The 23,450-nt window shown below is 48.8% G+C and carries 22 protein-coding genes; 7 read left to right on the forward strand and 15 right to left on the reverse strand.

Annotated features, from left to right (window positions below; genetic code table 11):
* Positions 1–215, reverse strand: a 215-nt coding sequence (locus O3C43_11270; GenBank protein MDA1067073.1) for a hypothetical protein, incomplete at its 3' end; no start/stop codon positions are given.
* Positions 216–231: 16 nt separating this feature from the next.
* The gene (locus tag O3C43_11275) at positions 232–1,962 is read right to left on the reverse strand and encodes a sodium:solute symporter family protein (protein MDA1067074.1); all 1,731 of its coding nucleotides are present in this window, start codon (positions 1,960–1,962) and stop codon (positions 232–234) included.
* Positions 1,963–2,411: 449 nt separating this feature from the next.
* Here O3C43_11275 and O3C43_11280 point away from each other — a divergent pair, with 449 nt between their 5' ends.
* A complete protein-coding gene (locus tag O3C43_11280) occupies positions 2,412–3,983 on the forward strand; it encodes a long-chain-fatty-acid--CoA ligase (GenBank protein MDA1067075.1) in 1,572 nt (523 codons plus the stop codon).
* A 324-nt stretch (positions 3,984–4,307) separates the two neighbouring features.
* Here the strand turns inward: O3C43_11280 and O3C43_11285 are convergent, their stop codons facing one another.
* The gene (locus O3C43_11285; GenBank protein ID MDA1067076.1) at positions 4,308–5,072 is read right to left on the reverse strand and encodes an SDR family oxidoreductase; all 765 of its coding nucleotides are present in this window, start codon (positions 5,070–5,072) and stop codon (positions 4,308–4,310) included.
* 185 nt (positions 5,073–5,257) lie between these two features.
* Here O3C43_11285 and O3C43_11290 point away from each other — a divergent pair, with 185 nt between their 5' ends.
* On the forward strand, positions 5,258–6,682 hold the full coding sequence (locus tag O3C43_11290) for an aldehyde dehydrogenase family protein (GenBank protein ID MDA1067077.1): 1,425 nt from the start codon (positions 5,258–5,260) through the stop codon (positions 6,680–6,682).
* A 114-nt stretch (positions 6,683–6,796) separates the two neighbouring features.
* Here O3C43_11290 and O3C43_11295 read toward each other — a convergent pair whose 3' ends face one another.
* On the reverse strand, positions 6,797–7,255 hold the full coding sequence (locus O3C43_11295; protein ID MDA1067078.1) for a thioesterase family protein: 459 nt from the start codon (positions 7,253–7,255) through the stop codon (positions 6,797–6,799).
* Between the two features lie 2 nt (positions 7,256–7,257).
* A complete protein-coding gene (locus O3C43_11300; GenBank protein ID MDA1067079.1) occupies positions 7,258–8,037 on the reverse strand; it encodes an SDR family NAD(P)-dependent oxidoreductase in 780 nt (259 codons plus the stop codon).
* A 187-nt stretch (positions 8,038–8,224) separates the two neighbouring features.
* Here O3C43_11300 and O3C43_11305 point away from each other — a divergent pair, with 187 nt between their 5' ends.
* Positions 8,225–8,557 carry a DUF1330 domain-containing protein gene (locus tag O3C43_11305; GenBank protein MDA1067080.1) on the forward strand — a complete coding sequence of 111 codons (333 nt, stop codon included), beginning with the start codon at positions 8,225–8,227 and terminating at the stop codon, positions 8,555–8,557.
* A 99-nt stretch (positions 8,558–8,656) separates the two neighbouring features.
* Here the strand turns inward: O3C43_11305 and O3C43_11310 are convergent, their stop codons facing one another.
* The 9 genes from O3C43_11310 to O3C43_11350 form a co-directional block, all read right to left on the reverse strand.
* On the reverse strand, positions 8,657–9,478 hold the full coding sequence (locus O3C43_11310) for an NAD(P)-dependent oxidoreductase (GenBank protein ID MDA1067081.1): 822 nt from the start codon (positions 9,476–9,478) through the stop codon (positions 8,657–8,659).
* A gap of 26 nt (positions 9,479–9,504) precedes the next feature.
* On the reverse strand, positions 9,505–11,028 hold the full coding sequence (locus O3C43_11315; GenBank protein MDA1067082.1) for an AMP-binding protein: 1,524 nt from the start codon (positions 11,026–11,028) through the stop codon (positions 9,505–9,507).
* A 226-nt stretch (positions 11,029–11,254) separates the two neighbouring features.
* The gene (locus O3C43_11320) at positions 11,255–12,367 is read right to left on the reverse strand and encodes an acyl-CoA/acyl-ACP dehydrogenase (GenBank protein ID MDA1067083.1); all 1,113 of its coding nucleotides are present in this window, start codon (positions 12,365–12,367) and stop codon (positions 11,255–11,257) included.
* A 66-nt stretch (positions 12,368–12,433) separates the two neighbouring features.
* Entirely contained in the window at positions 12,434–12,805 is a 372-nt protein-coding gene (locus tag O3C43_11325; protein ID MDA1067084.1) for a four helix bundle protein, read from the reverse strand.
* A gap of 72 nt (positions 12,806–12,877) precedes the next feature.
* Positions 12,878–14,050: an acyl-CoA dehydrogenase gene (locus O3C43_11330; protein MDA1067085.1), complete on the reverse strand. Its 1,173-nt coding sequence runs from the start codon at positions 14,048–14,050 to the stop codon at positions 12,878–12,880.
* A gap of 63 nt (positions 14,051–14,113) precedes the next feature.
* On the reverse strand, positions 14,114–16,096 hold the full coding sequence (locus tag O3C43_11335; GenBank protein ID MDA1067086.1) for a (Fe-S)-binding protein: 1,983 nt from the start codon (positions 16,094–16,096) through the stop codon (positions 14,114–14,116).
* Entirely contained in the window at positions 16,093–17,070 is a 978-nt protein-coding gene (locus O3C43_11340) for an electron transfer flavoprotein subunit alpha/FixB family protein (GenBank protein ID MDA1067087.1), read from the reverse strand. Before O3C43_11340 ends, O3C43_11335 begins: the two co-directional genes overlap by 4 nt.
* Before the next feature lie 6 nt (positions 17,071–17,076).
* Positions 17,077–17,883, reverse strand: a complete 807-nt coding sequence (locus tag O3C43_11345) for an electron transfer flavoprotein subunit beta/FixA family protein (protein MDA1067088.1) — start codon at positions 17,881–17,883, stop codon at positions 17,077–17,079.
* Positions 17,884–18,023: 140 nt separating this feature from the next.
* Positions 18,024–18,635, reverse strand: a complete 612-nt coding sequence (locus tag O3C43_11350) for a TetR/AcrR family transcriptional regulator (protein ID MDA1067089.1) — start codon at positions 18,633–18,635, stop codon at positions 18,024–18,026.
* 128 nt (positions 18,636–18,763) lie between these two features.
* Between O3C43_11350 and O3C43_11355 the strand changes: the two genes are divergently transcribed.
* From O3C43_11355 to O3C43_11365, 3 genes are read left to right on the forward strand one after another with little or no spacing between them, the layout of a single operon-like run.
* A complete protein-coding gene (locus O3C43_11355) occupies positions 18,764–19,954 on the forward strand; it encodes an acetyl-CoA C-acyltransferase (GenBank protein MDA1067090.1) in 1,191 nt (396 codons plus the stop codon).
* Between the two features lie 12 nt (positions 19,955–19,966).
* Positions 19,967–20,977, forward strand: coding sequence for an NADP-dependent oxidoreductase (locus O3C43_11360; GenBank protein MDA1067091.1), 1,011 nt, complete (start codon positions 19,967–19,969; stop codon positions 20,975–20,977).
* Between the two features lie 9 nt (positions 20,978–20,986).
* The gene (locus O3C43_11365) at positions 20,987–21,481 is read left to right on the forward strand and encodes a thioesterase family protein (GenBank protein ID MDA1067092.1); all 495 of its coding nucleotides are present in this window, start codon (positions 20,987–20,989) and stop codon (positions 21,479–21,481) included.
* A gap of 123 nt (positions 21,482–21,604) precedes the next feature.
* Here O3C43_11365 and O3C43_11370 read toward each other — a convergent pair whose 3' ends face one another.
* Positions 21,605–22,369: an SDR family oxidoreductase gene (locus O3C43_11370; GenBank protein MDA1067093.1), complete on the reverse strand. Its 765-nt coding sequence runs from the start codon at positions 22,367–22,369 to the stop codon at positions 21,605–21,607.
* A gap of 107 nt (positions 22,370–22,476) precedes the next feature.
* Here O3C43_11370 and O3C43_11375 point away from each other — a divergent pair, with 107 nt between their 5' ends.
* Entirely contained in the window at positions 22,477–23,331 is an 855-nt protein-coding gene (locus O3C43_11375; protein ID MDA1067094.1) for an SDR family NAD(P)-dependent oxidoreductase, read from the forward strand.
* The last annotated feature ends 119 nt before the right edge of the window (positions 23,332–23,450 follow it).

Below are 23,450 nucleotides of genomic sequence, written 5' to 3' on the forward strand. Positions count from 1 at the left end.
GCGGAAGGATCGTGCCCATACGCCAAACGCCTCAAAAAATTGACTATTGACCACTGACCCTTTTCCTTTTCACCCTTTTCCTTTTCATCCTGCTGACCAACCCTCGGGACATCGTTCCGCACCGCGGTATTTTGTCCGTTGGATTGAGTACACAGCAAAACAGGCGCCGTCAGGAAAATCGAAATGCCGGTCAAACGAGATAAGATGTGCTTCATATTTTTGATGGAGATGTCACTTGGAAACATAATCTTTACGCACGCCTCGGTGCATCAACCATCCTATAAAGACAAATAGGACCGCCCAAGCAAACGCAAAAATTGCCTCACCACTGAACCAGTCGAAGCTATAATCTACGCCAGCCGGAGCCAGTGCTTTTTGATAAGGAGACACGTAAAAAATGAGCATAATAAGGGTCATTGCTATGCCAAATACTCCCACCGCGGAGGCATATCGCATTGTTATTTTAGCCTCCTGAATATTCAGTTCCTCTTTCGGTGTTTCCAGCATGGATAATCGGTAACTACGTTCTGCCTCAGTGACGGTTGTTTTGCTGGAAACCATCAACACCACAACCAGACTTATCACCGCGCCTATAACAATCGGGTCCAGGTATACCGGTAGCTTTATGACATCCAGGGAGACAAGGAGTTTTGGAATACTATTTCCAAGGAATCCACAGGTGATTCCCCAAAAGGCCGCGCTTGCTGTTATTCGACTACTCCAAACGCTCATGATGGCAACCGGTCCCCAAGCTGAGGCAAACAAGGTGCCGGCAAAATAGGTGAACCAAAAAATATTCTGTTCGAGCGACAGACTCGCCACCAAGATCAGCAAGCCAGACACCAACATCATCTGCCGGCTGAACTTCAACTTGGCCCGATCGTCTTTTCCTCTTTCATGAAGAAAGTCATGACTCAGGTTGAAACCGATAAGCGAAAGGAAGGTGGATGCGGATGACAGTGCGGCTGCAACCAGTCCGGCAAGAAGCAACGCGCCCACCAACGGGGACATCAAGTTGAGGGCCGCCCAGACGAGAACTTCATCTCTGGGTTCAATCGCCGCATTACTCAAGTTCACAACAGGTGCGGCTGCATAAACCATCGCTTGAATCACTCCGATACAGATCGCAGCTGCACACGCTGACCGCAGTACTACCTGTTCGTTTTTCGCCATTAGGTAACGGCTCGATTGCCACGGGCTGATTGCCGTGACGAAACTCCAAGCTATCATGATAATGATGAACCAGATCAGAAAATCTGCTGGCGTTTGAAATTGCAGATCCGGGCCTGTAATTCCATGCCAAGCCATGAGGTCCTCTTTCCCTTCCAGGTGGACAAGACCATCCATTGCCGCGAACCATCCACCATGCACGTTGAAGATAGCAACCATAGCCAGAAGTGTGACCACAGAAAACAACATGAACATCATTGTATCGGTTATTACAACGCCCCTGGATCCGGCGTACAAAGTAAACGACGTATAACTCGCCCAAGCAACGATGAGAGCCTGATTGTAAGTCAGGGGTGTGAGGTTGGAGATTATCAGCGCGACTGCCTGAGATACGGCGATAAGGTAAAAACCGATACCAACGATGACCGTTATTCCGGCCACTATTTGTACCCTTCTGCTGTTAAACCGTTTTGCGAAATATTCTGCAACGGTTAGGGCGCGGCTGCGACGAAGGTATCTCCCGAAATACAATGCACCATAGATATAACCACATAACAAGATTCCGGGGGCCAGAACGAGGGCTGCGTTCTTATCATAATTAAATCCCGCCTGGCCCATAAAGGTGTTGGTGCTGAGAAAGCTTGCGACCAGGGTTCCAACAATAAGGAGAACCGGCGCCTGGCGGCTTACGACGAAGTAATCCTCCAGTCCTTTAACCTTACGACCAACGAAATTTCCGACCACTACGTAAGCCAGAACACTGATAAGTATCGTAATTGTGTAGACGTTCATAAATCCATTAACGGATATTCAGTGTTTAATATGCAAACTTCTGAGGCAGAAGCCATGAAAATGTGAATGGCTCCGAAAGATTGAACCTCCCCGCAGCAAGCATTGAGGTATCTGAGTTTGGAAACGGCGCTGCACAGGTCCAATTTCAATCAATGATTCAGCATATAATTCGGAGCATGTAGGAGCTGCTTCAGCTGCGATCTTTTACCGGCTACAAATCGCCAATGAAGCTCCTCCTATACCCTGTGTCCTACCTAAGCAGAGTTTGCTTGATCAAATCATTTCTGGGATTTCCAACCTTTCCCTTCAGTCACCAACTCCCAAGCAAGCATCGGGGAAAAACAAGTTGAAATTTATCGTCAAGTGATCGGCTCTTTTAAGAGGACGCCGATTTAAATTCATTACGTTCTTTTCTTGCCAACTTCACAGGAGCAAATCATTCCACATTTATGGAAGTTCCATTGACCCCACTTGAATTTGCCCGACGAGCGCGGCGATTGTATGCGTGCCGAGAAGCCGTTATCGATGGCCAGAACCGTTGGACCTACGAAGAATTCTTTGACCGTTGTGATCGCTGGTCGTCGGCACTACAAAAGCTTGGCATTAGCAAAGGGGATCGCGTTGCTTATATCTCGCCGAACACGCACGCCAAATTGGAAGCTTATTATGCGGTTCCGCAAATTGGCGCCGTGGTTGTCCCGATCAACTTTCGTCTCACAGCTGAGGACTTTGCCTATGTTATAAATCACAGCGGCGCCCGTGTGGTTTGTGCCCATGCGGATTATCTGGAAATGATCGACAAGATTCGGGGCGAGCTAAATTCGGTGGACTGCTTTGTCGCTTTGAGCGGGGTGCGCGACGGGTGGATTGATTATGAGTCTGCTGTCTCGGGCGCTACAACTGATTTTGATTCGGTAGCTATTGAAGAAAATGACCTCATTTCGATCAACTATACCAGCGGTACCACCGCCCGGCCGAAAGGGGTCATGATTACCCATCGCAATGCCTACCTTAATATAGTTGGCACGTTGCTGCATTTTCCGGTGTCGGCAGCGGATCGTTACCTATGGACGCTGCCGATGTTCCATGCCAACGGCTGGACCTTTGTGTGGATCATTACCGCGAGGGGTGCCGCCCATGTCTGTATGGAAAAGGTCGAACCGGCGACGGCATTCAAACTCATGGAGACAGAGAAAATTAGTCTTTTTTGCGCTGCGCCTACGGTGTTGATATCGCTTGCCAATACACCTGAGGAATTACGTCGAAAGGCTCCTCGCGGAATTCGGTTGCTGACAGCTGGTGCGCCACCGGCAGCAGCGACGATCGAGCGCGTCGAGAGCGATCTTGGGTGGAACCTCACCCATGTTTACGGTTTAACCGAAACTGCCCCACTGATCTCGGTTTGCGAGGCACTGCCAGAACATGCTAAATTTTCCTCATCGGAACGAGCTAATATTAAAGCGCGGCAAGGTGTGGAGCTGTTAACATCAGGGGATCTTCGAGTGGTCGATGATTCGGGTGGCGAAGTTCCGCACGACGGAGAAACCACTGGCGAGATTGTCGTGCGCGGCAACGTCGTCATGGAGGGTTATTTCAATGACCCGGATGCTACTGCTGCCGCCATCCGAGATGGTTGGTTTCACAGCGGAGATATTGCCGTGGTGCACCCCGATGGCTACATGGATGTTCGCGACCGCATAAAGGATGTTATAATCAGCGGCGGTGAAAATATCTCCTCCGTTGAAGTTGAAGGTGCGCTCTTACATCACCCAAGCGTGCAAGAGGTCGCGGTAGTGGGCATGCCGCATGAGCAGTGGGGCGAGTCACCGCATGCATTTGTTGTCCTTATGGGTGGCGCAACAGCAGAGGAAGAGGAGCTCCGTCAATTTGTGCGCGGGCGGCTCGCTCATTTCAAAGCGCCTCAGTGGATCACCTTTGTCGACGAACTGCCGAAAACGGCGACGGGAAAAGTCCAGAAGTTTGTTCTCCGAGGAAATCGTTCCGGGATTTCCAAGCAGTAGCGAAGGGAACTTGGGATTATCCGTGCCGTGAGGTAAGTTCCCTGTTGCAGAGCGAGGAAATGTAGGAGGGGGTTTATCCCCCGATTATGTTGTGAGGTCTTCGAGAGATCGAGGGATAAACCCTTACTACCACATTGGAAAATAAAGAAGAACATTAACTCCTCCAAAAAAAAGACTCTGAATCGGCGCTGCGAGGACGCCGTAGCCCTGCCACTCTCAGCTTAATTGGTAGATGACATGGGAGCCCTGCTCTGCCGCCATAAGTTCTAAGAATTTAATCAACCACGCGATTTCGTGTATAAGTTATAGCGAGGGCACTTCCAGCTACTTAAACATATGCGTGCCGCCGCAGATCGTGAGCGCCTGTCCGGTAATCCAACTGGCTTCGTCCGAACCAATGAATGCTGCTATTCCTTTAAAGTCATCCGCTTCCCCCAAACGACGTAAGGGTGTTTGATCGATAACTTTCTGTGCGGCCCCCGGGTTATCCCAAAGCGCTTTGGCAAAATCGGTTTTGACCAAAGCGGGACAGAGCGCGTTGACGCGGATACCGAGTGGTCCCCATTCGGCAGCTAAATTTCGAACCAGGGAAATCACCGCCATCTTCGACATACCATAGGTTCCCAAGGTCGTGGACGGACCAAACGCACCAACCGACGCGGTCAGTAAAATCGATCCACGTTTCTTTTCTTCCATGTCCGCTTTGACCATTTTACAGAGCCAGAGATTCGACTGAACATTGGTTTTTAAAGTCTTTTCGTACGCTTCATCCGGAATGTCGCCCATTGGACCGTAGTAGGGATTCACCCCAGCGTTGCCAACGAGGATGTCTATTTTTCCAAGTCGGTTGTGGGTTTCGTCTACCAGACTTTGAAGCTGCTCCTTGTAACCTGCGTTGCAGGCTATGGCAACAGCGGCCTCTCGACCTAGCTTTTCGTTAATCGCTTGAGCGGTTGTTTCACAGGCCTCCAAATTGCGGCTGGAGATCACGACCTTGGCGCCCTGTTCGGCCAGGCCTTCGGCCATTGCGGCTCCCATTCCTCTTGATGATCCAGTTAAAAGGGCTATGCGGTCGGTCAAATCAAACATGGCTTTTTCTGTTTGTTCATTGCTGGGTTGTCAATTGTCGAGTAGTGTAATGGCGATCGAATTGTTTAGGTTTTCAAGGTCGGTCCTGAATCCCTTTGTAACAATTGGCCACCATCTTCAAATTGATTTGCTCCGACCTGCTATTGCGGCAAACGTGAGTTGAAATCACTAAAAGGAATCCCTATATGCGAAACTACACAAAATTTTATATCAACGGCGAGTGGGTCACACCTACTGAAAGTAGATCCTTTGATGTTCTTAACCCAGCCACAGAAACAGTTTGTGCGCAGATTTCATTGGGCGGCCAAGCGGATGTCGATGCGGCGGTGAGTGCAGCTCGAACGGCATTTAAGTCTTACGGTAGTAGTTCGCGCGAAGAGCGTATCGAGTTGTTTGAAGCTATTATCGCCGAATACAAAAATCGATATAACGACATTGCAGCGGCCATTAGTGAGGAAATGGGTGCGCCAAAATCTTTGTCTGAAAAAGCACAAACCGGGGCTGGTCTGGGACATCTCATGACTGCCTTGACTGTGCTAAAAGAATACGCGTTTGAAGAGCAAGTTGGAAATAGTCGCGTCTACAAAGAACCCATTGGTGTTTGTGGGTTGATTACTCCCTGGAACTGGCCGATGAACCAGGTCACGTGTAAAGTGGCACCGGCATTAGCCACCGGTTGCACAATGGTTTTAAAGCCTTCGGAAATTGCCCCATTGTCTGCTTACATCTTCGCCGAGATTATGGATAAGGCAGGTGTTCCCGCTGGTGTGTTTAATTTGGTCAACGGCGACGGGCCGGGTGTTGGTACCATGCTCTCCTGTCATCCAGGTGTCGATATGGTGTCGTTTACCGGATCGACACGCGCAGGGTCCTTGGTTGCTCAGAATGCAGCGCCAACCATTAAACGGGTTACTCAGGAACTCGGTGGAAAATCCGCCAACATTATTCTTAATGACGACGGTTTTGAGCAAGCGGTTAAACGTGGAGCCTTTGGTGTTTTTAATAACACCGGCCAATCCTGTAACGCTCCGACGCGAATGTTGGTCCCGGCCGAAAAAATGGAGCTGGCGGCTGAAATCGCAAGAAAGGCTGCCGCAAAGGTTTCCGTTGGGGATCCAAATTCAGAAACGACCACCATGGGTCCACTGGTGAGTGAAGTACAATTTAAGAAGGTACAAGACTTGATCGGGAAGGGTATTGCAGAAGGAGCAACCCTGGTCTGCGGAGGTGTTGGTAAACCTGAAGGACTCGACCGTGGATATTTTGTTAAGCCGACTGTCTTTAGTCATGTCGACAACAGTATGACCATTGCGAAGGAAGAAATTTTCGGACCCGTGCTTTCGATATTGCCTTATTCATCTGATGAAGAGGCCATTGAAATAGCTAACGACACACCCTATGGATTGGCCGGTTATATCCAGGGTCAAGATAAGGAACGCGTTCGATATATCGCGTCAAAAATTCGGGCTGGGAATATTAATATCAACGGTGAAGCGGGTGATCGTTTTACGCCCTTCGGCGGATATAAACAATCTGGCAATGGCCGCGAATGGGGTGCGCATGGCTTTGAAGATTATTTGGAAATTAAAGCAGTCAGCGGGTTGGATTGATTCCTGCCTGACCTCAATATTATCGAAAAGCGTAGGGTTCGATCGCCGAGCGAGCTGTTGTTCCTGGATCGGTGATTTAGGGCCTGGTGCCCAGCTTTTCGAGGGGATTAATAGTCACGACACCGAGCCAGAGATTCCTTCCACAACTAATGGCAATAGTCCGCATCGAACAATATCGGGCATAGGAACAGGTTTGTTAGTCTTCCTTTCAACCCAGACATGAACAATATGACCCCAAGCTGCTGCTTCCGATTCGCCGCGTAGAAAAATACCTACGCCACTGATGACCGAACTGTTACCAAGTCGATTAACCCGGAATCCCGTTTCAACCTCAGCTGGATGAGTGATTGGGCGATGAAATGTAAATTGTGTTTCCGCGGCTACAGGCATGATAGGTGTGTTGGGATAGCCTGGCAGGAATTCGCGAAATCGATCAGTTACGGCTGTATCCATCCAGGCATTGTAGACCGCATTGTTGAGGTGTCCGTGGAGATCGTTATCGTTCCATCGTGTGGTTGCATCGGAAAAGATTCGATAGCGGCCTCTTGTTTCTATTTGTACTATTCTTGGCATGTTTAGCCGTCAGGTGTTTGTTTGCTCAGGGCAGCTTCTACGTCTGCGCTCATATCACGCTGAACAGTTGCAGTGATTGCTATTTCCGCGACGGTGGCTCGATGCGGAAGCGATAACGCCATCATCACGGCAGCTGAGATATCTTCTGGTTGCATCATCAGTGCGCGTTCTACTTCACCCGGCACCAACGCGCGATTGATCAAAATAGGCGTGTCCACTTCGCCCGGATAGACGGTCAAGCAGCGTATGCCATATTTTTTAACTTCCTGCTGCAAAACGTCCATGTACGCTTTGGCCGCGACCTTTGCAGCACTATAGGCAACTCCGGCTAGAATGTTTGGTTTTAACGCCGCCATCGAAGAGATCATCACGATATCTCCGGCACCTTTCTCAATGATTGAATCGAGCAGATGGCGAGTGAGGATTGCAGGTCCCATGGTGTTGACGTCCATTACTGCGCGCCATTCGTCTGCGCCGATGAAGCGGGCGCTGCGGACCTTTGAGCTGAATCCGGCATTGTTGATCAGGATGTCGACTCCGCCTCGATCGAGAATATTTTTGGCAAGCTTCTCGATATCTTCCGGATCGGTCATGTCCGTCACGAAAAATCTGCCTTTGCCTCCGGTTGCAGTAATTTTGCCAAGCGTATCTTCAAGAGGTGCAGCACGCCGGCCGCAAATAGTGACTTCCACTCCGGCCTTCGCCAAGTCGATTGCGATGGCTTCGCCGATACCAGTTCCGCCGCCCGTAACCAGGGCTGTCTTTCCGTTTAATTGTGACATAGGGTGATCTGAGGTTGGAAATTTAGATAGTGTGGGTTCAGGGCGTATTAGAAAATTAACCACACAGAGTTAATCCTTAGATATGAGTGAATGCCAATCCTTTTCCATGCAAGCGGATGAATTAAACGCTAGCATTGGAGGAATAAATGATTTTTTCTAATAAAACCTTTTCTCAACACTTCGAACTATGATCTACGCACTCAATGTTTTTAATTTCCTGCCTGGCAAGGAGGATCAATACCGGGACTATAGCGTTAAGGCTGGAAAAATAATTTATGGATTGGGAGGCAAAGTTGTCTCTTCTGGATGGAAACCCATTCGTCGTCTGCATGAGGATCAATCCCGAGAATATTTTATCGTAGTAGAGTTTCCCAGCGAAGCAGTGTTTCAGAAGTTTATCGACGAGGCAGACAAGCAGAATTTTCATGAACTTCGGGAGACCGCCTGCACTGATTACATCTGGACACTCTATGAACCCTGGGATTTGCGCGCCTGGGTGCAGCGGGAAGGGCAGGGATAATATAGTGACAAAAGGAAACATCCCGATCGGCAGCAAGCTACCTCCTACAATTTAGAAAGCGATTCGAGGTGTAGGAGGTAGCTTGCTGCCGAATAGATTTCACACAAAAAAGTCCGGGGCTAGTTCTGCGCCTTTCTCCACTGCATAATCGTCTAGATCGGTAATTCCAGCTTGTGCCAGCGCCTCTTCGTCGATGAAAAAATTGCCGGTGCAATCACGACTGTCACGGGTAATAATGGCATAAGCCGCATCGCCCATCATACTCGGTTTTCGGCTGCGTTTCATTAGTTCATCTCCCCCGAGTAGATTTTGAATGGCAGCGGTCGCGATGGTGGTTTTTGGCCAGAGTGCATTCGCCGCCACTCCCTGTTTGCGAAACTCTTCGGCAAATCCGAGTATGCATAAACTCATTCCAAATTTGGACATGGTATAGGCGACGTGCGGACCAAACCATTTCGCTTCGAGGTTCAATGGAGGTGAGATAGTAAGGATGTGTGGATTGTCTGCTTTTAATAAATAGGGAAGGCATTTTTGAGTCAGAAGATAGGTGCCACGAACATTCACCGAATGCATCAGATCATAACGCTTCATCGCCGTGTCCAAAGTGCCGGTCAGTTGGATCGCGCTCGCATTGTTCACTACAATGTCGATGCCGCCGAACTCACCGACTGTTTTTTCCACAGCGGCTGCCACTTGTTCTTCATCTCGAATGTCTGCCTGACACGCCAAGCCTCGACCTCCGGCGGCATTGATTTCATCGACAGCCGTGTAAATCGTTCCTTCCAGTTTTGGGTGAGGCTTCACTGTTTTGGCGACCACAGCTATATTTGCCCCATCTTGGGCCGCGCGTAATGCGATAGCCTTGCCGATTCCCCGACTGGCACCACTTATCAGAAGTGTTTTATTTTTTAGAGACATAATTTAATTCTTGGAAGGTGTTGGTGATATCATTCCTCCAGCAGAGGAAGAACGATTTTTCTTACTTCCCGTTTAAGTAGTTTTCCGACCGAGCTTTTGGGAAGTTCATCGAGGAAAAACACACGGCTTGGTGCTTTGAATTTGTTGAGGAAATATTTGGTGTGCTCGATGATTTCATCTTGTGAAGCTTTAGCTCCCTTTCTCAGAGCAATTGCTGCGCAAATGTCCTCGCCAAATTTTTTACATGGGATGCCGACCACCGCACATTCAGCTACCGAAGGATGTCGATATATGGCTTCCTCAATTTCTCTGGGTGATATGTTTTCACCACCTTTAATGATAAGGTCCTTCTTTCGATCGGTTATAAAAATATATCCATCTTCATCCAGGTGGCCAATGTCACCGGTATGGAGCCATCCACCAATGATGGTATTGCGGGTAGCCTCCTCGTTTTTCCAATAACCCTTCATGACAAAGGGAGCCTTTATGCAAAATTCGCCAGTGCTGCCGGTTGGAATAATTTCATTATTGTCATCCTGAACGCAAATTTCAACTCCATCGACTACACGACCGGCAGATCCTGGACGAAAGGCTTCTCCTTCACGATAGGAAGAAATGACACAGGTGGATTCCGATTGTCCCCATCCTTCAGTGACCACGCAGTTGAACTTCTCTTCAAATTCCAATCGCACTTCATCCGGTAGTGGAGCGCCACCGGAATTTACTCGTTCCAGTGAGGAAACATCATACTTATCGAAATCTGGAAAATTGATCAGATAGGAAAACATGGTCGGAACGAAGCTGATCCTCTGCACGCGAAATTTCTCAATGTCCTCGAACACTTTTTTGGTTTCGAATTGCGGATGAAGCACGTTAACGGTCCCCACTAAACTTCCAATGTTCATCATAAGCACACCATAAACGTGAGCCAGAGGAAGAACGTTTAGGGTCACGGTTTTAGGCTCAGTCATCAGAAGGTGTTCGCCAGCTTCCGCGTTGGAAATGATATTGTAATGACTTTGCATCACACCTTTTGGCTTTCCGGTAGTGCCGGAAGTATAGACTAATAGAGCCAAATCGTCGGAAGCTCGGTCATGTAATCCCTCAATAGGTGAAGCTGCCTCGATCTCCTCCCGTATATCTTTTGCTGGCTCAGTTTCGCAATTTCCGGTAACCAGAATATGCTCCAAGCTTGTTAACCCTTTCGCTGCTTCCACAACTTTCGCGGTCAACTCTTCCGAGGTTATAATCAGGCGCGCTTCGGAGTGTTCCAAAATATAGTTCAGCTCGCACGCAACCAACTGAGGCATAATGGGAAGTATGACAGCCCCGATAATCCAGGCAGCCTGGAACGCAGATGTTACTTCTGGGCAGTTATTCATGGTAACCGCCACGACATCGCCTGGTTTCACTCCCTTCCCACGCAATACTGACGCCAGGCATTGTGCATAGTGCATGCGTTCTATGTTGGTATAGCTCTCTCCTTCAAAATACAGGCAAGTGTATTCACCATACCGCTCCAGGTTTTCGTAAGCTAGTTGTCCTGCGTTCAATTGACAAATATTTGGGGTTAAACTGAAAGAGAAGAGATTAGGATCTTATTGAATTAAAAAAGTGACAAAGAAAGAATTAGTTTTTCGACAAGACCACGTCCTCGACTCGGCACTGCGAGGACGTAGTCGCCCTGCCTTTTTGTGCAGAATGGTAGGGCTAGAGCATCCTTGCTCTGCCGTCTGCAGTGTAATCAGTAAGGCATTGTTCATTCAGTTTGAGATTAGATTATTCGTCTAAGATGAGCTGAGCAAGAAGTTCCCGATGATAGGATTGATCACCAAAAAGAAGCTCATTCGATTTGGCCCGTTTGTAATACAAGTGAAGATCATGCTCCCATGTGAAGCCTATACCTCCGTGAATTTGAATGCCCGAGTTACCCACCAGGCGAGCGGCTTCTGAACAATAGGCCTTGGCAATGCTGATCGCTTCGTCGGCAGCAGGGTCGTTTTCACTCAAAGCCCAGGCGGCATAGTAGGTGGCTGATCGCGCGCTTTCATTTGCCAGTAACATATCCGCGCACTGGTGTTGCACGGCTTGGTATGAACCAATGGGCTTATCAAACTGCTGCCTGGTACGTGCGTATTCGACCGTTGTTTTTAGCGTCCACTCCATTCCTCCGAGCATGTCAGCACAAGCGACGATAATTCCGACTTGCATTGAACGTTTTAGGGCGTTTTCCGCTGCCACTCCATTTACTAAAACTTGCGCACCTACCTTGTCAAAATCGACCTGATAGTAACGGCGAGTGAGGTCCATTCCTGAAGTCGCGCTTATGGTGATTCCTTCGGCCGAACTATCCACGGCAGCAACGATTAAATCGTCGCCTTGTCGAGCAACGACCAGAATCGTGTTTGCCGAAGCTGCATCGAGGACGAGGATTTTTGAACCAGATAGAACTAAACCGGAGTCACCTGCTTCAGCACTTAGTTGAACGGTCGACGAATCCCAGTTGGAACCCTCTTCCAGCATAGCAACGGTTGCGATCGATTCACCCAGCGCCAGGCCAGGCAGTAATTTTCCTTTAAGCTCCTCGTTTCCGGAAGCCTCAATCAGAGACGCAGCCCAGGTGGATGCGATAAAGGGTGATGGAAAACAAGCTCGGCCCATTTCCTCCGCTACGGCAGCCAGGTCAACGAGACTCAGGTCCAGGCCGTCATAACCTTCAGGTAGCGTCAATCCCGTCCATCCCTGTTCGGCTACGCCCTTCCAGAGTGCTTTATCATTTCCGTGCTCGGATTCTATTACTTCGCGTACCTTCGTTATCGGGCACTCCCGTTGGAAGAAAGTCCGTGCAGATTCCTGCAACATTTTTTGGGTTTTAGATAGATCAAAATTCATGTCATTATAGATTCTTAGTTGCTGAGGTATTTAGTTTCTAAGTATTTGAGAATGTAAGTATATTTGCTAGTTTGCATTATCGGAATTGGTACGAATTTTGGAAATCAATGAGCTAAGCATTTTTTCAATTTCGAGTGTGGATGCATTAAATACATTAAGAACGCCTTTTTCCAAATATCGTAAGTTGCTTGATATTTCCCATTGGGTTTGCAACTCGAATAGTGAGCCTTTCGAAATCTGGAGGAACCGTATAAAATCCTTATTTGACTTCCTGCCGTATCCTTCGGCGATGTTACTTGGAATGGAAACAGCCGAACGTCGGATCTGCGATGTGAGTCCGTAAATTTCGGTTGATGGAAAATCTTTTGTAGCTTGGTAAACGGATGTTACCAACACCAAAGATTTTTGCCAAACGATTAAGTCCCGATATGTCTGTATTCCTTTTTTCTTCATAATATTTCCTTTCTTGTATTCTTAGAATCTTAGCTCCTTGGAATCTCAGAATCTTGGTTAATAGCTGCGAGGCAGTCCCAGAACACGTTGAGCAATAATGTTTCGTTGGATTTCGCTGGTGCCGGCTTCGATGGTGTTACCTCGGGAACGTAGGTAGGCGTGCGCCCAAAAACCGTCTTCGAAATCGTGAAGTTGCGCTGCGTCGCCGAGTATTTCCATAGCGGCCTGCACGAAGCGCTGATTCATTTCGCTCCAAAAGATCTTCAAAATTGATCCTTCGGGACCTGGTGTGGCGTTGTTGGTGATTTTAGACAAAGCCCGATTCGTGGTTAGTTTGAAAATCTCCAACTCGGTATAAATTTGCCCGATTTTTTGGCGGTTGATCGGATCATCAATCAAGCGTTTCCCACCCGATTTTCTTTCCTTCATGAGCTGGATCAACGAATCCAGGCTTTTCTTGAACCGAATATAAAAGGATGAACCAAGATTGGTTCGCTCATTCATTAAAGTGGTAATGGTGATTCGCCATCCATCGTTGAGTTCGCCGATCAGGTTTTTTGCCGGCACGCGGACGTTGGTAAAAAACATTTCGTTGAAAGCAGATTCACCAGACATTTGGCGGAGAGGTCTGACGGATACGCCTTCGCTCTTCATATCGACGAGTAATGCACTGATTCCCTTGTGCTTGGGAACATCGTTATCAGTTCGGACGAGCAGTAAACACCAGTCGGCCTCTGCCGCATAACTGGTCCAAATCTTTTGACCGTTTACGATAAATTCATCTCCTTCCCGGACAGCCTTGGTCCCCAGTGATGCAACATCACTCCCAGAGTTTGGTTCTGAAAATCCCTGACACCAAATGTGCGTTCCGTTCAGAATCCGGGGAAGGAAGAACTCTTTTTGTTCTTCGCTGCCCTCGGCCATTATGGTTGGACCGATTAGTCCTTCTCCGATTGTTCCGACACGTTCCGGGGCGTCGAAGGCGGCCATTTCCTCCATATAAATTCCCGCCTCTATAGGGGTAGTGCCTCTTCCGCCGAATTCTTTAGGCCAGGTTACTCCTGCCCAACCTCCTTCGAACATTTTATTTTGCCAGGCTCTGAGGTTGTTCCAGTAATCGGGGTCGTGATCATTCTTTGCCTTGAATGGCTTTTCGGGGAGATTTTCTTTCAGCCACGCGCGAAGTTCATCGCGGAACTGCTGTTCGCTTTCTGTCAGATTTAGATCCATGATATATATTGGGTGTAATTGATTATTGAAGGTTTTTAAATGTTTCTTTCAAAGTTCATCTTTCTAGGAGGTGACTTCGTTCAAAAGCTCGGCAAGCTCTTTGACTTCGATCTTACGATCGCCTTTGGTTGCGTTGATGCCGTCTTCCATCATGGTGGTGCAAAAGGGGCAACCTACCGCAACGGTATCGACATCAGTTTCCAAAATCTCTTCTGCGCGTTCGCGGTTTACACGTTTGTCCGCCGGTTCATCGACAAAGCTCATTCCTCCGCCTCCACCGCAGCAAAAACTGTTCTTCTTATTCCGTCGGAGCTCTGTCATTGGCTCGGAGCTGGTGCCCTTCAATAGGTCTCGAGGTTCGTCAGTTATTCCATTGTGTCGGCTCAAATAACAAGGATCATGAAAAGTGATCTTACGTTCGGAAGCCTCGGTAATCTTCAGACGGCCCGACTTTAGTAGTTCTCCCAAGAATTCGCTGTGATGAAAGGTTTCAAAATCGGCCCCGAGCTGAGGATACTCATTGCGGAAGGTATTAAAACAATGGGGACAAGCGGTGACCACTTTCTTTACCTTGTGCTTCTTGAAACTTTCGATGTTTTCCTTGGCTAGAGATTCGAAAAGAAACTCATTGCCGATACGGCGTGCCACATCGCCGGTGCATTTTTCATCGCGTCCCAGGACTGAGAACTTAACTCCGGCTTTTTTCAACAGTTGGGCCAGGGAGCGAATGGACTTCTGATTACGTTCAACCAGAGAGGTTCCGCATCCCGCCCACACTAGGATTTCCGCATCATCGATTTCACTAGCGTGTGGAATGTCCAATTCTTCCATCCAGTCCGACCGTGAAAATTGGGTTCCTGTGTATGGATGCTGACGCTCTTCCATTGAGTTAACGGCGGCCTGCATCGTTTCAGGAAACTCGGCTTCCTCCATCACTTGATAACGCCGCATGTCGACAATCTTTGGTAATTGTTCGATGGAAACCGGGCAAGCCTCCACGCAGGCGGCACAGCTGGTGCATTCGAAAAGTCGATCGGATTGCAAGGCATCGGTCGATCCGATTAAACTGAAATCGCCGTTCGTTCCTTTGTGTAACCAGCCCCGTAAGTCCAATATGATATCGCGTGGAGATAGCTTCTTGCCAACCGTATTGGCGGGACAGGCGTCCGTGCAGCGGCCGCACTCGGTGCAGGCATCCAAATCAAGCAAATCCTTCCAGGTAAATTGCTTCAACTGGTTTACGCCAAAACTCTCGGCCGTATCGAAATCAATCGTCTTCAAGGAGCCTCCAACAGGCCCAAGGTTAGCGGCGTAGATATTCAGTGCCGAAGTGAGGGGATGCAGCATCTTGGTGTAGGGCGCCCAGGCCATAAACGCAAAAACAAGAACCAGGTGAAACCACCAACACAATAAGTGCAGCTGGCTTAACATTTCGACGCTGAAGAATTTGGCAAACACCGCTCCTGTCGCGTAGCCTACCGGTGACCAGGCTCCCCATGGATCTTGGGTCACAACAATGCGCCAGCCTTCCAAGAGAAATCCTGTTGCGAGTATGACTCCACCACCTATCAAAATCCATGAAGCCTCGTCCGTATAAACCAATTTGGCAGGCTTGGTTTTCCAACGTCGGTAGCCGGCCAGTCCAACTCCGATTAAGGCCAGGAGTCCGAGGACATCTACAAACAACGATTGAAAATACAGGTAAAATGCACCGCGCATAATCGGGATTCCGAAGTCGTGATCGATCATCACCACCGTTGTGGCCATAGTGAGGGTAATGAATCCCCAAAAGATCATCGCGTGGAAGATTCCTGCATAGCGCTGACGAAGATTCCGCCTTTGCAGTAATGCATGATTCCAGAGATGCTTCAATCGCTCCGCCGGACGGTCCAGGCGTCCCTCTGCCGGCAGCCCCTGTTTCCAGGATTTATAACGCCGCCAAACTCCGTAAAAGCCGATTGCCGCCGTTGGAACAAGCAACGCGTACATGATCCATCCATAGGAAATATTCCAAAGGACTTCGCGCGTTGCTTCAGCAGAATTCATTTCAGAAGCTCGGTCAGTTTCTCTTTTAAAGGTCCAATTACGTTTTTGTAATCCTCTACCAATCCAAATTTGCAGTGTTTAAAAATGGGGGCATCTGGATCCGTATTTATCGCAGCAATTGCTTTTGAGTCGGCAATGCCCATCATGTGCTGACTCGCGCCTGAAATCGCCACCGCCAGATAAAGTTGTGGTGCCACCTTTTTGCCCGTTTGGCCAACCTGCCACGAGTGAGGTACCCAACCCAGATCGCAGGCTGCTCGGGAAGCGGAGTTTTGTGCCTTCAATACTTTTGCCAGGGCAACGAGATCTTCAAACGGTTCAGGCCCACCGAGACCACGACCGCCGGACACAATGATTTGTGCTTCTTCAAGTCGTTGGCCCTCTGTTTCTTCTTCATGAGTTTCTACAAGCTGAGTCAAAGAAACAGGAAGGGTATCCAGACTCGTTGAGACAATCGTTCCTGAAGTATCTTTGGCTTCAGCAGGATCCATCGACTGTGCTCGAACCCAAACGACCGCCGGGCTGGCTGTGAGTTCGATTTCCGCGACTGCCTTGCCGCCATAAACGGAGCGGGTAACACGAATGCTTCCATCTATAGAATTGACGGCCTGTGCGTCTCCGATCGATGAGCCTCCCAGTCGATGGGCCAAGCGCGGCGTGATCTCCTGGCTCGCGGTATCGTTTGCCAAGAGAATGGCTTCTGGCTTTTGTTCAGCGCCAACCCTGGCAATGTAGTTTAACCATACTTCTGGGTGTCCGCTGGAAAGCTCTGTTGAATCAGCGGTGATGACACGGTCCGCATGCTTACTCAGTTGAGCGATAAATGCACTATCGGTACCTCCGCAGGCCACCACAACATGTTCACAACCGCTGTCGCGTGAGAGGCGTTGACCCGCTCCTAATAAACCTGCCGTTCCTGAGTCTAGCTCAGATGTAAGAACAGCCGTTAAAATAATTGAATTTTCCTCACTCATGGCTTTCTAAACAGATCGTGCGATTGCGGCAATTTTGTGCGCCAGTTTTTGTATTTTTTCTTCCATGGAATCTCCCTCGATAAACTCGCAGTTACTTTTCTGTTCAGGAATCGAGAGTTGTCGGACACGGGCCTTTAGGTGATTGGCTGAGAGTTCTTCGGACGACATCCCCACGTCTTCAAGAGACCAACTGGTCACTTCCTTGCGGTTCGCCATGATGATGTCCCTTGTTTTGGGAATGCGAGGTAGGTTGTGGTCACTGTTGGTTATCGAAGCTACGGACGGTTTGGGGCTTGAGAACTTTTGCCAACCTGAATCAGTTTGCTGGCGGAAGATCAGTTGATCGGTGCCGTCTTGCGAAACCTCATCGACAAAGGCCGTAAAAGGAAGTCCCAGTTCTTCTGCTAGAATGCCGCCTGTTTGACCCGCTCCCCAATCGCCGGACTCTCGACCGACAAGGATGAGATCGAAAGGCTCCATTTTCCGGATGGCTGCGGCCAGCACTTTGGCTGTGACGGCTGAATCCGGGAGTTGACCAGAATTATTCAGCACCATGAACGCCTCGTCCGCTTTCATGGCCAATCCCTTTCTCAAGGTGTCTTCAATGGAATCTGGACCAAACGACAGAACGGTTATTTTTCCTTCACCAAGATCCTTCAACTTTAATGCAGTTTCCAAGGCATTTTCACAAAAAATGTTGGTGACCTGGTTCGCGCAAGCCGGGTTAGCTTTTAAGCCCGAACTATCGATAGCGAAATCGCGCACCGGCACTTCGGGATCCAGAATCTGTTTTAGACAAACGAGGATGTTCATGGTTAATTAGTTTCGAAGATGCTTAGTTTTAACTATTTTTGATGAATGGGGGAAATGAGGCAGGATTCTTTCCGGTTTTATGGCCGATGTTGTTGTCTTCGAGCGAAGCTCAGAATCTTGGAATCTCAGAATCTCCCCTTTCATTTCAATACCGCTCCCATAATAAATTTTGAGGCTTCTTTGGAAATGCGTTTACTGGTCCAACCCTTCTTTGGGTTGTACCAGCGTGCCACGCCGAGAATGACGGCAAATAAATTCATGGCTGCAATATCAGCGTTTAACGAGCACATCTTCTTCTGGGCTTTTAACTCATTTAGTGTTTTGCGCACGAATTCCAGGTAACCACGTTTTAAATCGGTGATTTTTTTTCGATTGGCCGCTGGTAAGCTTTGGACTTCGTCTGACAGTATGGTTAAGGCACCGCCTAAATCCATTATTAGCACAGTATGTCTTTCAATAATTTGACGGAGTCGTTCTTCTGGATCCGCGATTTCGCGGCACGGCGCAATGACATGATCTTCCAGGTTTTGCATACCGAACTTAATGATGGAGTACAACAGGTCGTTCTTGCCGTTGATGTAGTAATAGAGGCCTGCTTTCGTAAGCTTCAATTTCTTCGCGATATCGTTCATCGAGGTCGCATCATAGCCTTTCTCTTGAATGAGCTCGGCAGCGACGCGAAAGATTTGGGCAGCTCGTTTTTCGGAGTTGCTTGAAGGTGGCTCTTTGGAAACTGCAGGTGTGGCTGGCATGGATGCTGGAATTTAATCTTTTAGGCGAATTGCCGGGGTAGAAGTGAACTTGAATGATCCATGTTTATTTAGTTTTGTGAAACTTCAAGCTTGAATTCTACCGAACGGTCGGTAAAAACGCGGATACTATGAAAGAAGTCGTATTAGTAGCCACAGCACGTACCCCATTAGCCAAATCCTTCCGCGGATCATTGAATATGACTCGCCCAGATGACATACTCGCCCACTGTATTAACAGCTGCCTTGAAAAGGCACCTGGTCTTGATCCAGCAGAGATCGAGGACGTGATTATAGGATGTGCAACTCCGGAAGGAAACCAAGGAAATAATGTGGCTCGTGTGGCCGCGGTTCGTTCCGGACTTCCAAGAAGTGTGGCTGCGACGACGGTTAACCGCTTTTGCTCATCAGGGCTACAGGCGGTTGCGATGGCAGCGCATCATATCATGATAGAGGGCGCGGACGTGGCGATAGGAGGAGGAGTCGAGAGTATTACCCAAATTCCAAGGAAAAGGTCTGAACCAAATCCATGGGTGATGGAAAATTTTCCTGGTATCTATATGGTAATGGGCGACACGGCCGAAGTGGTTGCCAAACGCTATAACATTTCTCGCCAAGAACAGGACGAATACTCACTGGCAAGCCAGCAACGTACAGCCAAAGCTCAACAAGATGGCCTGCTGGATGAAGAACTTGCGCCCATGCACGTGACTCGGGCGATCCTCGACAAAGCGACCGGGGAAGTAGCCGGAACTGAAGAACATGATTTGGTTCGTGACGAATGCAACCGCCCTGACACCACACTTGAAGGCCTGCTCGGTCTTAAGCCCTATTTTGATAAAGAAAGTGGAAACGGTAGTGTCACTCCGGGAAACGCCTCCCAGATGTCTGACGGAGCTTCGGTAAACTTATTAATGTCCCGTGAAAAAGCGGAAGCCTTGGGTCTTAAGCCCAAGATTGCCTTTCGTGGATTTGCCGTGGCGGGTTGTGAACCCGATGAGATGGGAATTGGTCCTGTGTTTGCCGTTCCAAAATTGTTGAAACGTCATGGTCTCACCGTGGACGACATAGGATTGTGGGAGCTGAATGAAGCATTTGCGGTTCAGGTTATTTACTGTCGCGACCAGTTGGGTATTCCGATGGACCGGCTGAATGTGAACGGTGGGTCCATTTCAATCGGTCATCCTTTTGGAATGACGGGTTCTCGTCTTGTAGGCACCATAGGCAACGAGATGCAAAGAAGGGGCACGCGTTATGGAGTTGTTACGATGTGCATCGGTGGCGGCCAAGGTGCTGCTGGCTTGTTTGAGTTGTGCAATTAATTTGGAAAAAATATGGCCATCGTTAATCGAAAAATAGTTTTAGCCTCCCGTCCGGAAGGCATGGTATCGGAAAGTGATTTCCGTTTGGAGGAAGAAGTGCTTCGAGATATAGAAGAAGGAGAAGTTCTATTGAAGACTTTATACCTATCGGTAGACCCCTATATGCGCGGTCGTATGAGTGATCGAAAATCCTACGCTGATCCGGTTGGCATCGGCGAGGTGATGACCGGGGAAATTGTTGCGCGTGTTGAAGGATCGAGAAATTCAAAGTATCATGCCGGTGCCATCGTTGCAGCCCGTCTTGGTTGGCAGGAATATGCCATTTGTGATGGAAAAGGACTTCGAAGAATCGATGTTACTTCTGCTCCGATCTCCACTGGCTTACACGTCCTGGGAATGGTCGGCGAAACAGCATACTTTGGACTGCTTGACGTATGTAAAGCGAAGGAAGGCGATACTATCGTCGTATCCGGTGCTGCTGGCGCGGTTGGCTCAGTAGTCGGACAGATTGCTAAAATCAAAGGCTGCCGGGTGGTCGGGATCGCAGGCAGCGATGAGAAGGTGAAGTGGATCACGGAAGAACTCGGATTCGATGCGGGAATCAATTACAAAACATCGGAACACTTGGTCAAAGATTTGGCGAAACATTGTCCCGATGGCATCAACGGTTATTTTGATAACGTGGGTGGACCTATCACTGATGCCGTATTTCCACTGCTGGCTCTCAATTCTCATATCGCCATTTGCGGCCAGATTTCGATGTATAATTCAGAAGAGGCTGAAATGGGGCCGAGATTTTTATGGAATCTGATCCCCAAGCGGGCCACCATCCAGGGCTTCCTGGTTTTTGATTATTATGACCGCTTTCCAGAGGCGATGAAGGATCTTACCGAGTGGGTTGGTTCCGGGAAAATTAAGTACCGGGAAAACGTCATCGAAGGACTCGAAAATGCACCCAAGGCATTTATCGGTCTTTTCCATGGGGACAATATCGGGAAGCAACTGGTTCACGTTTCCGATTAATCGAACAGCATGGCTGAATTTCCGGACGTTGATCTGACGAAACTTCCGAAGACCTTGGAAGCGGAGGTTCCGGAAAGTTATATGGATGTGATGGGCCACATGAATGTGAGCTGGTATTCGCACTTTTTCAGTGAAGCGATGCTGGGACTGTATAGCCAATTGGGCTTCGGCCTTGACCACATCAATGATAGCCAATTGGGAAGGTTCGCCATGGAAACCCACATTCGCTATCTACGGGAAGTGCGTATCGGCCACCAGATTGAAGTGTATAGTCGATTTATCGCGAGGAACGAAAAGCGTTTTCATGTGATGAATTTCCTGTGGAATAAAACTCAGAAGGGATTATCAGCAACCTATGAAGTGGTAGGTACGAGCGTTGATTTGCTTTTGCGGAAACCTGTGCCGTTTCCCACCGAATTGGGAATCAAAATAGATAAGATGATCGCCCAACACAAAGAACTCGAATGGGAGCCTCCTTTGTGTGGAGTGATGGGACCACGGTAAGAAACCGGCACTGCGAGGACGCAGGTAGCCCTACCGTTACCAGTCAAAATGGTAGGGCGAGAGCATTCCTGCTCTACCGCCGGAAACGGATACTAGTAAGACCACGCCTTCAGGTGAAGTGTCCTAAATCACCATCCCGCCATCGATTTGAAGTGTGGCGCCCGTCGTAAAGCTACTCGCCTCTGATGCCAGATAAACCGCAGCGCCCACTAATTCGTCGGTTGTTCCGATACGACGAAGCGCTTTCATCGAGGATATCTTTTCTTCTATTCCTTCTTCGTTAAGAAAGGTGGCCAGTTGGGTCCGGATGACACCCGGGCAAATGCAATTAACCCGAACTTTGTCTTTACCCAGCTCTTTGGCCATTGCTTTGGTCAGCATGATAAGGGCTGCTTTCGTAACACAATAAATACCTTGATTGGTCGAAGCGGATAAACCGGCGATGGATGCGATGTTGATTATGGATCCACCGCCGTTGGCGATCATTTTTTTGGCGGCGACTTTCGAAAGTCGATAGGGTCCGGTCAGATTTACGTCCATGGTTTTTTCCCAGGCCCAATCTTCTGAATCGACAATCGGTCCCCAGTAAGGATTTGTCCCGGCGTTGTTTACCAGAATATCGATGGTTCCGAATTTTGCTTCGGCTTCCTCAATTAACTTTTCTATGGCTTCTGCTTTTCCGACGTGAGCGGTGGTCCCAAATACCTGATCGCCATAATCGGACAAGTGAGCGAGTGCTTCCTGCAAGCCGGATTCTTTTCGGCCACAAATAGTGACCTTGGCACCCGACTGCAGAAAACCTTCTGCAATGGCCAAGCCAATTCCGCGGGTGGCACCGGTTACGAGGGCGTGTTTGTTTGTGAGTGAAAAACTTTCCTGAGTGTTCATGCGATTGAATTAGAAGTTGCTTTTGAAGCTTACCAATGAGTTAAAATTCCGAACGGTCAGAAAAATCTTACCTATCAGAAGGAGAAAAATTCAACACAAGAAAGATCATGAGACTACTCGAAGGAAAAATTGCAGTTATCACCGGAGCGGGTGGGGGAATCGGTCGTTCACATGCTCACCTGTTTGCAAAGTTGGGTGCAAAAGTGTTGGTGAATGATCCGGGCTGTAACCGGGACGGTTCCGAATCCAGTGATGCGGCGGATCTGGTCGTGCAGGAAATTCTGGATGCGGGCGGAGAAGCCGTGGCGAACAAAGATGCGGTTGGATCAAGTGAGAATGCAGACAAAATAATTCAATCGGCGGTAGATGCGTTTGGCAGCATAGACATCCTGGTCAATAACGCCGGCATCTTGAGAGACCGCACCATCCTGAACATGACTGACGACGAATGGGATGATGTGATCAATGTGCACCTTCGCGGAACATTCACCTGCTTGAGAGCCGCCGGCCGTGTCATGCGCGACCAGGGTAAAGGCGGACGGATTATCAATACTTCATCCACCTCGGGACTTTTGGGTAACTTTGGACAGTCGAATTATGGAGCTGCAAAATCTGGCATTCACATGCTCTCCCGAATCGCCTCCTGGGAGCTGGCGAAGTACCACATCAATGTGAACGCCATCTCACCTGTGGCTATGACACGGATGTTGACCGACCTTCCACAACTCAAAGAAAAAGCTGAGACAGGCGATCACGATATCGGCCCCGAAACGATTTCTCCCATGGTGGCTTTTCTCGCGAGCGATGAAGCCAAGGACATCAGTGGAATGACGTTTGGAATTCATGGAAAACACATTTTCTCCTACCGCATGATGACCAGTCATGGAGCAGATAGTAATGAAGAAGGCGGATGGACTCCTGAGGAAATCGGAAAGCGGTTGAGCCAGATTGTAAACTGGTGAATTAGGATACTCATTCTTGAACAGTTTTGGATTCCCAAATGTAAGCTGCTTTAGCTGCGATTCTCCTGGGAACGCCAAGCCCCAGGTTGGCACTTTGTTAATCGAATCGCAGCTAAAGC

Source organism: Verrucomicrobiota bacterium, assembly GCA_027622555.1.
Classification (GTDB): domain Bacteria; phylum Verrucomicrobiota; class Verrucomicrobiia; order Opitutales; family UBA2995; genus UBA2995.

Coding starts and splice junctions, on each gene's coding strand:
- O3C43_11300 (MDA1067079.1), bottom strand. CDS start 8,037: ATGTCACAATTAAACGGAAAGACAGCCCTGGTTACGGGCGGCGGAACT.
- O3C43_11335 (MDA1067086.1), bottom strand. CDS start 16,096: ATGAATTCTGCTGAAGCAACGCGCGAAGTCCTTTGGAATATTTCCTAT.
- O3C43_11295 (MDA1067078.1), bottom strand. CDS start 7,255: ATGCCAAGAATAGTACAAATAGAAACAAGAGGCCGCTATCGAATCTTT.
- O3C43_11330 (MDA1067085.1), bottom strand. CDS start 14,050: ATGGATCTAAATCTGACAGAAAGCGAACAGCAGTTCCGCGATGAACTT.
- O3C43_11355 (MDA1067090.1), top strand. CDS start 18,764: ATGAAAGAAGTCGTATTAGTAGCCACAGCACGTACCCCATTAGCCAAA.
- O3C43_11340 (MDA1067087.1), bottom strand. CDS start 17,070: ATGAGTGAGGAAAATTCAATTATTTTAACGGCTGTTCTTACATCTGAG.
- O3C43_11350 (MDA1067089.1), bottom strand. CDS start 18,635: ATGCCAGCCACACCTGCAGTTTCCAAAGAGCCACCTTCAAGCAACTCC.
- O3C43_11345 (MDA1067088.1), bottom strand. CDS start 17,883: ATGAACATCCTCGTTTGTCTAAAACAGATTCTGGATCCCGAAGTGCCG.
- O3C43_11370 (MDA1067093.1), bottom strand. CDS start 22,369: ATGAACACTCAGGAAAGTTTTTCACTCACAAACAAACACGCCCTCGTA.
- O3C43_11280 (MDA1067075.1), top strand. CDS start 2,412: ATGGAAGTTCCATTGACCCCACTTGAATTTGCCCGACGAGCGCGGCGA.
- O3C43_11365 (MDA1067092.1), top strand. CDS start 20,987: ATGGCTGAATTTCCGGACGTTGATCTGACGAAACTTCCGAAGACCTTG.
- O3C43_11290 (MDA1067077.1), top strand. CDS start 5,258: ATGCGAAACTACACAAAATTTTATATCAACGGCGAGTGGGTCACACCT.
- O3C43_11305 (MDA1067080.1), top strand. CDS start 8,225: ATGATCTACGCACTCAATGTTTTTAATTTCCTGCCTGGCAAGGAGGAT.
- O3C43_11275 (MDA1067074.1), bottom strand. CDS start 1,962: ATGAACGTCTACACAATTACGATACTTATCAGTGTTCTGGCTTACGTA.
- O3C43_11285 (MDA1067076.1), bottom strand. CDS start 5,072: ATGTTTGATTTGACCGACCGCATAGCCCTTTTAACTGGATCATCAAGA.
- O3C43_11360 (MDA1067091.1), top strand. CDS start 19,967: ATGGCCATCGTTAATCGAAAAATAGTTTTAGCCTCCCGTCCGGAAGGC.
- O3C43_11320 (MDA1067083.1), bottom strand. CDS start 12,367: ATGAATTTTGATCTATCTAAAACCCAAAAAATGTTGCAGGAATCTGCA.
- O3C43_11375 (MDA1067094.1), top strand. CDS start 22,477: ATGAGACTACTCGAAGGAAAAATTGCAGTTATCACCGGAGCGGGTGGG.